This is a genomic window from Bacillus sp. LL01, assembly GCF_001037965.1.
Window position 1 is genome coordinate 270447 of sequence record NZ_LFEL01000002.1, and the last position, 14697, is coordinate 285143.

9 protein-coding genes are annotated in these 14697 nt (G+C 43.4%); all 9 read right to left on the reverse strand.

What is annotated here, in order from left to right:
• Positions 1-344: 344 nt before the first annotated feature.
• The 9 genes from AB685_RS07845 to secA all read right to left on the reverse strand — a co-directional run bounded on the left by AB685_RS07845 (position 345) and on the right by secA (position 14690).
• Positions 345-1688, reverse strand: a complete 1344-nt coding sequence (locus tag AB685_RS07845; protein ID WP_047970038.1) for a peptidoglycan DD-metalloendopeptidase family protein — start codon at positions 1686-1688, stop codon at positions 345-347.
• A 105-nt stretch (positions 1689-1793) separates the two neighbouring features.
• Complete coding sequence (ftsX, locus tag AB685_RS07850) at positions 1794-2687, reverse strand: permease-like cell division protein FtsX (protein WP_047970039.1); 894 nt, start codon at positions 2685-2687, stop codon at positions 1794-1796.
• On the reverse strand, positions 2677-3363 hold the full coding sequence (gene ftsE, locus AB685_RS07855) for a cell division ATP-binding protein FtsE (protein WP_047970040.1): 687 nt from the start codon (positions 3361-3363) through the stop codon (positions 2677-2679). Before ftsE ends, ftsX begins: the two co-directional genes overlap by 11 nt.
• Positions 3364-3735: 372 nt before the next feature.
• The gene (locus AB685_RS07865) at positions 3736-6138 is read right to left on the reverse strand and encodes a S8 family serine peptidase (RefSeq protein ID WP_128755836.1); all 2403 of its coding nucleotides are present in this window, start codon (positions 6136-6138) and stop codon (positions 3736-3738) included.
• A 290-nt stretch (positions 6139-6428) separates the two neighbouring features.
• A complete protein-coding gene (locus AB685_RS07870; protein ID WP_277814276.1) occupies positions 6429-8870 on the reverse strand; it encodes a S8 family serine peptidase in 2442 nt (813 codons plus the stop codon).
• Positions 8871-9077: 207 nt separating this feature from the next.
• Entirely contained in the window at positions 9078-9413 is a 336-nt protein-coding gene (gene cccB / locus AB685_RS07875) for a cytochrome c551 (RefSeq protein ID WP_047970043.1), read from the reverse strand.
• Positions 9414-9473: 60 nt separating this feature from the next.
• Positions 9474-10343 carry a YitT family protein gene (locus AB685_RS07880; RefSeq protein ID WP_047970044.1) on the reverse strand — a complete coding sequence of 290 codons (870 nt, stop codon included), beginning with the start codon at positions 10341-10343 and terminating at the stop codon, positions 9474-9476.
• Between the two features lie 233 nt (positions 10344-10576).
• Positions 10577-11675 (reverse strand): peptide chain release factor 2 gene (prfB, locus tag AB685_RS07885; RefSeq protein ID WP_241773262.1). Its coding sequence is split into 2 segments (ribosomal slippage): positions 10577-11611 and positions 11613-11675, totalling 1098 coding nucleotides; the frame shifts between segments, so codons are not numbered across the junction.
• A gap of 504 nt (positions 11676-12179) precedes the next feature.
• Positions 12180-14690: a preprotein translocase subunit SecA gene (gene secA, locus AB685_RS07890; protein ID WP_047970046.1), complete on the reverse strand. Its 2511-nt coding sequence runs from the start codon at positions 14688-14690 to the stop codon at positions 12180-12182.
• Positions 14691-14697 lie beyond the last annotated feature (7 nt).

Consider the following 14697-nt stretch of genomic DNA (forward strand, 5'->3'; position numbering starts at 1 on the left):
CCACCTGCCAGTTCTTCCGTTCTTGTAGCAAAAGGCATCACACAGGGAGTGTAATGCCTTTTATAGTGTAAGTATATGTGATTGGTGGGCAAGATATGTATGGAGCTGTAGAAATGCTTATGATGTTTTAGGTTGAAATAGAAATTATTGTATGAGGACATACTTGGGTGTTTTTTGGCTGGTCCGGGAATCATTGAGGCTCTATGAGGACTACCTTTGACACTTTTCAGCTGTTCCGGGCGTCATTGACGTTCAATGGAGACATTCCTTCTATTTTTTTGAAAGATACAAAAAAACACAACCCCACCGCTTAAACCTATCAGCCAGGTTGTGTCGATTAAATATTAGAAATTAATATAAGACGCTGGGTTCACTGCATTAGACTTCGAACCGTTCCATCCGCCTTTGTGTAGCTCAAAGTGCAAGTGAGGGCCTGTTGAGAATCCAGTGTTCCCCATGTTGCCGATGAATTGGCCTTTGGATACGGATTGTCCTGCACTAACTCCCAAGCTTTCCAAGTGAGCATATACAGTCGTCCAAGTTTGTCCATCGATGTAATGTGTGATGAATACAACATTACCGTAAGAGCTTGAGTAGTAAGCTTGGAATACTGTACCACTTCCTGCTGCCACTACAGGCACATTGCCGCTTCTTCCGTTTTTACCAACATCGATTCCGTAATGATGAGAACCCCAACGAGTACCGAAGCCAGATGTTACGCTACCAGTTGTCGGTCTTGTCCAAGATCCGGATGAAACCGGTGGTGGTGGAGAAGAGACGTGCGTCGGCTTCGGTGCAGGCTTACCTACAGCTTTTGCTGCCGCAGCTGCTGCTTCCTGCTCTTTACGTTGCTGTTCTTCAAGGCGTTTTCTTTCTGCCTCTTGTCTTGCACGTTCTTCCGCTTCACGTTTAGCGCGCTCTTGTGCAGCCTTGATTTCCGCACGGATTGCTTTTTCTTGTGAAGCAAGTACTTCTGCTTCGTTTTCAAGTTCATGAATTTCGTGCATGGTTTCTTGTTCTTTTTTCTTCAGTTGTGCCAATAACTTATCTTTCTCGGCAATCTGATTTTTCAATTGAACTTCCATATTTTCTAGGTCTATTAATTGCTGCTCCAATGAAGCAAGCTGTTCACGCATCTCCAGCTCTTTTTGTTCCAGAGCCTGCATGTCCTCTTTATGAGCTTGTAGAATATCACGATCGGCTTGAACAATTGTTGCTACCGCGCCAACGCGGTCAAGAAAATCTCCAAAGCTTTGTGCACCTAACAATACATCTAAGTAGTTCACTGATCCTCCACCCTGTTGGAAGGAACGAGCGCGATCTTCTAGAAGCTCATTTCTTTTTGCAATACGTTCTTTTAATACTTCAATTTCTTCTTTTAACTTTTCAATTTCTTTACGTGTGCCGTCTATTTCTTCTTTTTTGGCACTGATTTTATTTTTTGTTTCCGTAACGGCCATATCCAGACGCTTCACTTCTTCTTTAATCGTTGCCTGCTCATTTTGAAGTTTGTTTACTTCATTTCGTTTTTCAGACCTTGTAGATTCATTTGATGATTGTTGATCTTTTACTTCATTAAGCTTTTGCTGCATCTCATTCGCAAACGCTTTTTCCGTTAACCCTGAAGAGAAAAATCCGGAAAAACCAATGACTGCGGCAATAGCGATTGTACCAATCTTTCTTCTCATCCCTTATTTCCCCCTAAAATCTTATGTACCCAGACAGGAACAACTTGGTTGAACCTGCCAGGTTTTTCTTTTTTAAAAAGCGGGTATTTCTACCATAGAACTCTATTAAACTCTTAGGAACTTGCGGACGGACATCATGCTTCCCCACATACCGATAAACGCTCCGATTGCCACCAAAATAGCGATGACCTGGAAGGCAAATGGGTAGAAAGGAAGTAATTGTATAAATGTGCCTTGAATTCGAGGTTGCACTAGATCTATCAAATAATAGTAGGATGTAAGAATAATCCCGATCGGTACAAATGAACCGAGGATTCCCAACCACAATCCTTCTAAGAAAAATGGCCAACGGATGAACCCGTTTGTTGCTCCAACCAATTTCATGATCTCGATTTCTTTTCTTCTGGCGAAAATGGTGATTTTGATGGTGTTTGAAATTAAGAACATTGCCGTGAAGACCAATCCCAAAATGAGGGCCAGTCCGACGTTTCTAGCAATCTCAAACACTTTGAACAATCTTTCCACCGTTTCTGCACCATAGATGACCTTATGTGTAAATTCCAGCTCGTCAATTTTATCGGCTGCTGCAATCGTGTCAGTAGGTGTCGCTGCCTTTACGATAAACACATCATATAACGGGTTGTTTTGTTCAAAAAGCTCAAATGCTCCGCCTTCTTCTCCAAAGCTGTCCACTAAACCTTTTAATTCATCTTCTTTTGAGGAATAGTCGACTGTTTCCACTTCCGATATGTTCTGTATCTGTTCTCTCAATACTTCCTGTTGTTCCTCATTTGCTGTCAAATCAACATGAACTCGAATTTCGACATCATTTTCAATTTCAGTTGCAACATTGTTCAAGTTCATCATTAGTACGAGAAACACCCCTACTAAAAGGAGGGTGACCGTTACGGCACTGACTGATGCAAAGGTCATCCAGCCGTTACGTGCCAAGCTTTTGAAACTTTCCTTAAAGTGTCGCAGCAGAGTTCTAGGCTTCATAACCGTAGTCCCCCTCTGCTTGGTCACGCGCGATCTTTCCATTTTCAATTGCAATTACACGTTTTTTTATGGTGTTTACAATCTCGCGGTTATGCGTGGCCATTACTATCGTTGTACCTTTTTCATTTATCTCTTCAAAAATGTTCATGATTTCCCAAGATGTATCAGGGTCAAGGTTACCCGTCGGCTCATCGGCAATCATCACTTTCGGTTTGTTAACAATCGAGCGGGCAATGGAAATACGTTGTTGCTCTCCCCCGGAAAGCTCATTTGGGAGATGACGCGCCTTATGCTTCAGTTTTACAAGATCAAGCACTTCCATAACACGTTTTTTTATCACTTTAGGACTTTCTTCAATAACTTCAAGGGCAAAGGCTACATTTTCATAAACCGTCAACTGAGACAGGAGTTTGAAATCTTGGAATACCACTCCGATGTTTCTTCGGAGCATCGGTACTTTGTTTTCCTTCAGCTTAGAGAGGTTTATTCCGTCTATGACAATACTCCCGCTTGTGGGTTTTTCCTCACGGTACATCATTTTGATGAACGTAGATTTACCGGCACCACTAGGTCCTACTACATAGACAAACTCGCCTGCTTTTATGTTTATATTGATACCGTCCACAGCCTGTACGCCGTTTGGGTATTTTTTATAGACGTCTTGCATTTCAATCATTTTATCACCTATTTGGGTCAAAGATTTGAATCTCATTGCAATCCTAGGTTTTTCGACAAACAGGAAGGAGAGTATTCATATTAACATGCGCGGTAACGGATAAATCACTTGCTTGCAAGAGGCAATATGTATATTTATCTAAAATTTCCGCATAAATCACTTTATTATTATAGCATCTATTTCGACAAAATAAGAGTTTTTATTATTACAGTTTCTTTTCAATTGCATGCGAAGGTTGGTAATGGAGGGATATATTTCCTGCATATTGAAACATGTCGAAATATATTGTCGGTTTGGAGAGAAAAAAAACACCTTCGGGGGTCAGACCCCCGAAGGTGTTTTGAAAGTTTTATAGAAATTAATAAAGTTACACTAGTTAATTTTTAATACATCTGTAGCTAGGATTGCTCTGTCAAGGTTACCTTTCTTCGCATAAACTGCGATGCGGTAGTCTCCTGCTGGCAGATGACTTCCATCTACCAGACTACCGTTCCAGTCGTGGTAGTTGTAGCCTTTGCCAAGATCTGCGTCATATAGCGCATCTCCCACATAAGTCCCTAGACCTCCAGCAGCAGTTGCAGTATAAACCCAAACTTCCAATTCTTCCGCTCCACCAGGAAGATAGGAGTAAAATTCAAAATTGTTGGCCCCCAGTGGAGTGAAACCAAAGTGAGTAACTCTAGGGTAATCCGGCTCGCCTACAAATAGAATAGTAGGAACTTGGATTTCTGTGTCACCTTCTGTAACCACTAAATGACCTTCATAATACCCTGGCTCAAGCTTGGATGCGTCTACTTGTACGTTCACATTCACTTTTTGAGTTTTACCAGGATTTACGCGGAGGTTCTTACTTGTTGTTACCTTCACATGCTTCCCTACTTCATTTTTGAAAGAGAATTCCATGTTATATTTTTTCGCTTTGTTAGACAAGTTTTGGATTTCAAATTGCTGACGTTCCACTTGCTTGCCTTTCTTCTTATCGAATATTCCGAAAGAGTAGCTTCCAGGATTCACAAGTGTTTCAGCTTGAAGTGCATCAACCACTCGGATGCTTCCTGCACCTTGGGAGTTGTGTGCATATTCTTCACCTGTTGCTGGGTCAATAATTTTTTCAGCTGTATTCATTAAAGCGGATTTGACTTCGTACACGTCCCAATCCGGGTTAGCTTGGAGGATTACCGCTGCAGCGCCAGCAACGTGTGGAGCTGCCATACTTGTACCTTGTTTTGCACCGTAACCGTGTGGCGCATCAGGGTTGAAAGTTGGTACTGTACTTACAATGTTTACACCAGGAGCTGAAACGTCCGGCTTGATCATCCAAGTGTCCACTACGGGACCTCGGGAAGAGAAGCCTGCCATTGTTTCGCCGACCGTTTGATTGAAGTCTATATTAAAACTTACCGTGTTATTACCTGAAGCCAATTCTTCTTGCAATTTCAGTCCATCTGCATTGGTCAACATGATTGTCGGAACGTCCATCCCTGGAACTTCCGGCATTTCACCCGCAACATTGTTGTAGATAATAGCACCTACTGCACCAGCATTTTTCGCCGCAGTCGCTTTGTCCACAAATGGAATTTCTCCACGAATAATCAATGCAATTTTACCTTCTAGATCTTTTCCTTCGAAGTCCTGAGGGTAACCCAATCCAACATAAACAAACTCATATTCATTTCCGTCTAAATTTGTTAAAGCATCATCAGAAGGGAAACCTTGCACTTTCGCTGAAGGATATTCCACTCCTTCACTAGTAAAAATGGAAGCGTTATATACATTGTAAGGAAGCTGAGTAGCCCCTACAGAAATTGCTTCACGGGAAGTTCCCGGAGATCCTACTGTCCAGTTATTAGGACCGGAGTTTCCGTTTGATGTTACCGCTACTACGCCTTCAGCCATCGCTTGATCAAGCGCAATGGAAGTTGCCCAGTCCGGTGCATTCAAAGAATTTCCTAATGAAAGGTTCATTACATCTGCGCCGTCTTGAACAGCACGTTCGATGGCTGCTACTACGTTTTCAGTAGATCCACTGCCACCTGGGCCAAGTACCCGGTATGCAAGTAATGTAGCATCAGGAGCTACCCCTTTAATTTGTCCATTTGCTGCAACTGTACCAGCAACGTGTGAACCGTGTGTTGTTTCGGCTCCACGAGGGTCACCTTTTGGAGTTTCTTGAGGATCTGCATCATTATCTACAAAGTCCCAACCTAAGTATTCACCAAAGTTTGGTGCCAAATCAGGGTGCGTGTAATCCACACCAGTATCGATGATGGCTACTTTTACACCCTTACCTGTGAACCCAAGGTCCCAAGCATCGTTAGAACCAATGAATGGTGCAGAATCAGCCATGGCTGGACTATAAGCTTCTGCAGGTACCAACTCCTCAGTAGTCGTATATTCCACGTTTGGATAAACTGCTTTGATACCTGGAGTTGCTAGTAGACTAGGAATCTCGTTTGCTTTAATTTCAAGAGAGAAACCAGAGAATACATAGTCATATTCACGCTCCACTTTACTTTTGGAAGTGCGCTCTGCCACTTCCTTTTTCACTTTATCTCGAGCACTTTTCAGATTCTGCTTGGACTGCTTCTTCCCATTGTGCTTCGCTTCAACAATAGATTGCTCTTGTAATTCGACAATTACCTTAACTGCTTTGGAGGATGATAAATCAAATTCCCCTTGTAATGTTGCTAACTCAAGGTTTTCTTTTCCTGTGTTAGCTGAAACACCGTTTGTGGCAAAAGTACTAAAAACAAGTACCAAAACCAGCAAAGGCATGAATGCTGCGATTAACTTCTGTTTCAAATCATCCCACTCCCCTTTTTTGTATCTTACGACTTATGTAAAAAATTCTAGACATATACTTAAGTACCAATTACTTACGTTTGTCCAAAATCCTTACAATCTATATTATATTTTCAAGAATCTTAATTTTCAATATCCTTTAGTTTATTAAATACACAATTTCGACAATTCAGTTATTTAGCGCTATATTTCTACAATATTCTTCCATATAAAAACCCACCTAAACTCCTAGGAGTTAGGTGGGCTTAATTCTAATGGCTTATTTACTTGATTTCAATTAGCTCTGCGGCTAGATACGCAGATGTTCTATCTCCTTTTAAAGCGATTATTGCTACACGATAGTATCCCTTTGGAAGGGGGTTGCCATCAAAGTTTCGGTAAATATAACCTTTTTCCGTTACATTAGTCTCAACGATCGGTGCTCCCATATATCGATTAGGATAGAACGTTCCATTAGCATCGGATCCGTAAATCTCAACCGCAAATATGTCAGCTCCACCCGGTAGGTAAGCATATGCCTCAAATTGATTGTTCCCCAAAGCCGTAACTCCCAAATCAGTCATAGGAGGATAATCCGGCTCATCTACAAACAAGATAGTAGGGACATTTGTAACTTCTCCGCTATCTGAAGTGATGACCAAATTCCCTTCATAGTAGCCTGCAGCCATATTTTGAGTGTTGATGGCTACACTAACATTGACTGCTTGAGTAGCTCCAGGATTTACTTTCACACTAGAACTGGTTACTACACGAAGATCACTTGATACCTCTTTATTCAACTCAAATTTCACGGAGTATTTCTGAGCTTTTTTCGTAATATTTTTAATAGAGAACTGTTGGCGTTCTACTTGTTGGCCAGCCTTCTTTTCAAAATAACCGAAAGAATAGGTACCTGGCGTAACTAGTGATTTTGCCTCTAATGCATCTACCACTCGAATGCTTCCAGCACCCTGCGTATTGTGAGGGTACACTTTACCTGTTGCAGGATCGATAAGTTTTTCGGAAGTGTTCATCAATGCTGCTTTGACATCATATACACCCCAGCCTGGATTAGCTTGCAATAAAACTGCTGCTGCTCCAGCTACGTGAGGGGATGCCATACTTGTTCCTTGGTAAGCTGCATATCCATGCGGGTCTTCTGGATTATGTGTCGGGATGGTACTAGTGATATTCACACCCGGTGCAGACACATCAGGTTTGATCATCCAAGTATCGACAACTGGACCGCGTGAGGAGAAGTCAGCAATCGTTTCCCCTACTAATCCTTCAAACTCAATGTTAAAGCTCACAGTCACATTATCAACTTTTGCCAAAAGCGCTTGTCCATCCGCTTGCGTAAGCATGATAGTCGGAACAGCCATGCCAGGAATCAGCGGCATCACTCCTGCAACGTTATTGTAGAGAATAGCACCTTCTGCACCAGCCTTAGCAGCTTCTGTCGCTTTATCAACGAAAGGAATCCCTGCTCCACGGCTAATTAATGCAATTTTTCCTGTCAAGTCTTTTCCTGCAAAATCAGCCGGAGCACCAAATCCGACATTAACTATTTCGTAATCATTTCCATTTAACGCTAATAAAGCTTCATCTGAAGGGAAACCTTGAACCTGTGAAGAGCTGTAGGAAACACCGTCAGAAGAAGTAGTTTCCGCTGTGTACACATTGTAAGGAAGCATGCTAGCCCCTACGGAAATGGCTTCTCGAGAAGTACCAGGGGATCCTACTGTCCAGTTATTTGGACCTGCATTTCCGTTAGAAGTAACCGCTACTACACCATCTGCCATTGCATGATCCAATGCAATAGAAGTTGCCCAGTCAGCATTATTTAAAGAGTTTCCTAATGAAAGGTTCATTACATCTGCTCCGTCAAGAACTGCACGCTCTATTGCAGCAACTACATTCTCTGTAGAACCACTTCCACCAGGGCCTAATACACGATAAGCAAGCAATGTCGCATCAGGTGCAACACCCTTAATTAAACCGTTCGCTGCAACTGTACCGGCTACGTGTGTACCATGGGCCGTGGACTCACCACGCGGGTCACCAGCAGGAGTTTCTTGTGGATCATTATCGTTATCGACAAAATCCCAACCTTTATAGTCCCCAAATGCATGAGCAAGATCTGGGTGAGTGTAGTCAACACCAGTATCAATGACTGCCACTGTCACACCCTCACCAGTATAGCCCATATCCCAAGCTACATCTGAACCAATGAACGGTGCAGAATGCATCATGTCAGGAGTATAAGCATCTTTTTCAATGACGATCTCTTCTAAAGTTGTTGCGGTGTATTCCACATTTGGATATACTGCTTTCACTCCAGGGATCGTCAAGATATTAGGAATCTCTGAACCTTTAACATCTAAGGAGAAGCCAGAGAAAACATGATCATATTCTTGATTAACCTTGCTTGATTTTGCTTTTTTCCCTACCTCTGCTTTCACGGCATTTCTGGCTTTCTTTAATTTATTTTTCGTTTGCTTTTTTCCATTTTCCTTTGCTTCAATCATGGAAGGCTCTTCAAGCTCTACAATGACTGTTGTAACCTTACTCGATTTAATTTCTTGAATATCCCCAAAATATTTAGCGAATTGCTGTACTTCATTAGAAGACTGATTTCCTGTCGCTTGTGCACTAAAAGAAAACGTACTCAGTATCAATATTATTGCTGCGAATACCATACATAACGAACGCCATTTTCTTATCAAAATAAAATCTCTCCCCTTGGTTTTATTTTAAGAAATTTCAGTTAATTTTATGTATCGCCCTCCCTGCAACTTGTCCATTCACACACTACACACTATTTATTATAGATTGTAGTTCTTTAAATTTCAATATTAAGAACGAATTATTTCTTTATTAGGAACAAAAATACATAAAAAAGAACTCTCCTTTTCAGAGAGTTCCTGTAACACTTATTTATGTTGCGCCAACCATTCTGCTAAAACTGTAGCTTCCTCTTCAGGAACAAGTCCTGCTGGCATACTGCCTTTACCATTGTTAATAATACTTTCAATTTCATCCTGACTATATTTGCTTCCCACTTTTTGCAGGTTAGGGCCGCTCGCGCCTTCCATGTTTTTTCCGTGACAGCCGATACAGCTCTGGTAGGATTGTTGCGCCTCTTCATTTTCCACCATGGTGAATTCTCCACCACCAGATGTTTCCTGCTCTTCTTCACCGCCGCCACCACAAGCTGCAAGCGTTAGAAGTGATGAACCTAAAACAAATGCCATAAAGTACTTTTTCATAGGTAGGTCCCCCAATTTCGTATTGTAATAATTACCAAGATCGCTTTTATTATATCCTATTTACTCTCTTTTAAAACCCTCACCTAACACCTCGGATGCGTTGGTTACTACCACAAAGGCAGAAGGATCAATGGTCCGCACCACTTGTTTCAATTTTGTGAATTCGGTCTGATCGACCACACACATCAGCACCGGCAGCTCACTTTCCGTATAACCGCCATAAGCAGCAAGTTTTGTCACTCCACGGTCGATTTTCGTGAGGATGGCCTCCTTAACCTCGTCTTCCTTCTTGGTAATGATGATAGCCATCTTGGAGTAGCCAAGCCCCACCTGCACAAAATCAATAGTCTTACTGGTGACAAAAAGAGCGATAAGAGCGTACATTCCAAGCTCCAGGTCAAAAACCACCGCTGCAGAAATAACGATAAGACCGTCAATCATTGCTACACAAGCTCCAAGCGTCAACCCAGTATATTTATGAATGATCTGAGCAGCCAGATCCGTTCCGCCAGTGGATGCCCGACCGCGGAACACAAGCCCCAAACCAAGTCCTACACCAATACCTCCGAACAATGATCCTAGCAACGCATTATCTGTTGCAGGCGCGACATCGCTCGTCCAGAGTACAATTAACGGCAATGTTATGGTTCCCACTAGTGTCTTCAGACCGAACTGCTTTCCTAAGAGGAAAACTCCCGCCAAAAATAGCGGAATGTTAAAACAAAGCTGCACAATCCCCGGCTCCCAATCAAGCAGTGAATTTAGTATGGTACTGATTCCACTTACTCCACCTGACGCCACCTGATTCGGAAGCAAGAACAAGTTGAACGCCAACGCCACAATCGCCGACCCCAACACCACATATGTATATTCCTTCACCCGCTGATACACGGGATTCACTTGATACCCATTTCTATTTTTACGACTCAACTTTATGCCCTCCAAAATCTTTGTAAATTAAACACAACGAGCAAGAGTATAGCACGCGATGATAAGGGTGTAAACGGCATTGGTATAACGTGGTAAAGCGTTAACGGAAACATATTCATATTTAGATTGTCCTTCAGGAATCACACTATACCGCCACCACCAATCTCTTTAAGATATAAACACGTAAAAAACACCCCCAGCCATCCAAGGCCAGAGGTACCAAAAATCATCTCTTACAATTTCGATCTCAAATAAGCATCAATAAAAGGATCCAAATCCCCGTCCATCACCGCTTGCGTATTTCCAACCTCCGTATTCGTACGGTGATCCTTTACCATCGAGTATGGATGGAACACATAGGAACGGATCTGGGAGCCCCAGCCGATGTCCTTCTGCTCGCCGCGGATTTCGTCCAGCTCCGCCTGCTGCTCATCCAACTTCTTCTGATAAAGCTTTGCCTGCAACATTTTCATTGCGCGCTCACGGTTCTTGATCTGTGAACGTTCCGTCTGACATGTTACGACCACATTCGTCGGGATATGCGTAATACGAACCGCTGAATCGGTCGTATTGATATGCTGTCCACCCGCTCCACTCGCACGGTACGTATCAACCTTCAAGTCTTCCGTACGGATGTCGATCTCAATGCTATCATCAAACTCCGGCATGACCTCACAAGACACGAAACTCGTGTGGCGGCGACCCGAAGAATCGAACGGGGAAATACGGACAAGACGGTGCACCCCTTTTTCCGCTTTCAAATAACCATATGCATTGTGACCTTTGATCAGCAACGTGACGCTCTTAATTCCCGCTTCGTCTCCTGGCAGATAATCAAGCGTCTCGACCTTGAAACCTTTGCGTTCCGCCCAGCGCGTGTACATACGTAGCAACAGAGAACCCCAGTCTTGGGACTCGGTACCGCCAGCACCTGGATGTAACTCAAGAATAGCGTTGTTTTTATCATGCTCACCGCTCAACAATAGCTGAAGCTCAAACTTGTTGAAATCTTCGGCTACCGTTTTCACTTCACTGCCAAGCTCTGCCTGCAGCTCAGCATCCGGCTCCTCTTTTACCAATTCATACGTCAACTGCAGGTTTTCATAGTTCTCACTCAACTCATGAAACTGTCCAACAGGTTCTTTCAACGCATTCGCTTCATTAATGACCACCTGTGCAGCATTCTGGTTGTTCCAGAATTCCGGATTGGACATTTCATTATCAAGCTCGGCAATACGGCGTTCTTTGGCCTCTAAGTCAAAGAGACCCCCTAAACTCGACTAATCGCTTAGCCATTTTTTCCAACTCGTGACGAATCTCTACTAATTCCATTTATTTCACCTCATAAAATTTTCCCTAACCGATTTTAAACCCCCGTCAAACTAACAGGGCAACTAATAGTCTATAATATCGTATTTCATCAAAATAAAAAAGTACCTGAGCCCTCTATCAGCGAATGTAAAGAAGAAATACCTTAATGGCAGCAATAAACCTTTCCTGAAAAAGCTTTTTGAAAAGTTAATCCTAAATGGAAACGCTGCAACCCATGGGAGAACTGATTTTCCATTTGTGATTAATCAATCGTTTGTTTAAAAATTGCTATCTCAACAAAGAAAAAGCCCCCTAAAACACTGAAAATCCACCACTTACCTACGATAGCATTCTCAAAAGTTAATCCAAAACTGAACGGCTGTATCCATTGGGAATCCTACTTTTCCACTTCGCCTTATTCAAACGTTTGTTTTAAAATTGCTATTCCACAAAAGGTCAAGTACCCTTCCATACAAGTAAAAAGTGGAGCCTGATCAGACCCCACTTCCACCTCTCAAACCGCCCTTACTTCCCGCAGCAGTTTTTATATTTTTTCCCGCTACCGCAGATGCAAGCATCATTGCGGCCGACGTCCATTACTTTTTTCACAGGTTTTTTCTTTGGAGGCTCTCCGCCGCTCTCTTTTGGAACGACCGCCTGTCCTTTTGCAACCTCTTCACGTTGAAGGTTGCTGCGAATCTGGGCCTTCATGACGTATTTCGCTACATCTTCCTCGATGGCGGCGATCATGGTCTCAAACATTGCAAAGCCTTCGAATTGGTATTCACGAAGCGGGTCAATCTGACCGTATGCACGAAGGTGGATACCTTGGCGAAGCTGGTCCATCGCGTCGATGTGATCCATCCACTTGCTGTCTACCGCACGCAGCACGACAACCTTTTCAAACTCACGCATCTGCTCGGCGGAAAGCTCAAGCTCCTTCTCATCATAGCGAGCTTTCACTTTCTCCACGATAAGCTCGGACATTTCCTCAGGCTCTTTACCGCGAAGGTCGCTAAGAGTTACAGCTCCCTCTTCCAACAAGTTAGCATCCACATAGTCCACGATTCCCTGCAGGTTCCAATCCTCCGGAACCTCCTCTTTCGGCGTATAAAGACCGACTTGACGCTCGATAGCGGAAACAAGCATTCTTTCCACCACTTCACGCAGGTTCTCGGAATCCAGCACTTCAAAACGCTGCTTATAAATGACCTCACGTTGCTGACGAAGAACATCGTCATATTGCAAAAGTTGCTTACGTGCATCGAAGTTGTTACCCTCTACACGTTTCTGGGCAGATTCTACAGCACGGGAAACCATTTTGCTTTGGATCGGTTGGGTATCGTCCATACCTAAACGCTCCATCATTGTCTTCATGTTATCGGAACCGAAGCGGCGCATCAATTCATCTTCCATGGAAAGATAGAATTGCGTCACACCAGGGTCTCCCTGACGTCCGGAACGTCCACGAAGCTGGTTATCAATACGGCGGGATTCATGACGCTCTGTACCGATGACAGCAAGACCGCCGACCTCTATCACACCTTCACCAAGCTTGATGTCTGTACCACGGCCTGCCATGTTTGTCGCTATCGTAACGGAGCCCTTTTGTCCTGCTCCTAAAATGATATCCGCTTCACGAGCATGGTTTTTCGCATTCAAGACGTCATGCTTAATGCCACGCTTCGTTAGAAGTTTGGAGATAACCTCGGATGTTTCAATCGCAACCGTACCAACAAGCACAGGCTGTCCATTTTTGTTACGCTCTGCGATATCGTCCGCCACCGCGTTGAACTTGCCTTCGATCGTTTTGAAAATAAGATCGGCACGGTCATCACGCACGATGTCCTGATTTGTCGGGATCGCAATAACGTTCATATTATAGATGTTACGGAACTCCTCTTCCTCTGTTTTCGCCGTACCGGTCATCCCGGCAAGCTTTTCGTACATACGGAAGTAGTTCTGGAATGTTACCGTAGCAAGCGTCATGCTTTCGTTCTGAATATCCAAGCCCTCTTTTGCCTCAATGGCTTGGTGAAGTCCATCGGAATAGCGGCGGCCCTTCATCAGGCGACCAGTAAATTGGTCAACGATGACAACTTCGCCCTCCTGCACAACATAATCCACATCATGATGCATCGTCACATGCGCTTTTAACGCCTGGTTGATGTGGTGATTCAAGGTAACATTGCCGATATCAAACAGGTTTTCGATTCCGAAAGCCTTCTCGGACTTCGTGATTCCGTCCTCAGTCAATTGCACACCTTTCGTTTTCACATCATACGTGTAGTCCACATCTTTCACCAATGTACGGGCGAACGCATTCGCCTGGATGTACAAGGCTGCTGACTTCTGGGCACTACCGGAAATAATCAATGGTGTACGGGCTTCATCAATCAGAATGGAGTCGACCTCATCGATTACAGCATAGTGAAGTGGACGCTGCACCATCTGCTCTTTGTAGAGCACCATGTTATCACGCAGATAATCGAACCCGAATTCATTGTTCGTACCATAAGTAATGTCCGCTTTATACGCTTCAATTTTTTCATCACGGGACAGCCCGTTTAGATTTAAACCGACAGTAAGGCCAAGGAACTCATAGAGCTGACCCATTTCCGTCGCGTCACGGCTTGCCAAGTATTCATTGACAGTTACAACGTGTACGCCTTTGCCAGTGATAGCATTAAGGTAAACAGGCATTGTTGCCGTCAATGTTTTACCTTCACCAGTTTTCATCTCGGAAATGTTCCCTTCGTGTAAGGAAACACCACCCATTAGCTGCACTTTATAAGGATAAAGTCTGAGTACACGCTTGGAAGCTTCGCGAACGACCGCAAATGCTTCCATCATCATATCCTCCAATTTTTCACCCTTCTGATAACGGCCTTGGAATTCAACCGTTTTCTCACGTAGCTGATCATCCGTCAGCCTTGCCACATCTCCACTAAGTGAATCTATCTGATCCGCCATCTTCTCCAAACGCTTTAATTGACGCTTATTCATATCAAACACTTTATTCAATAAACCAAGCATAGAAACG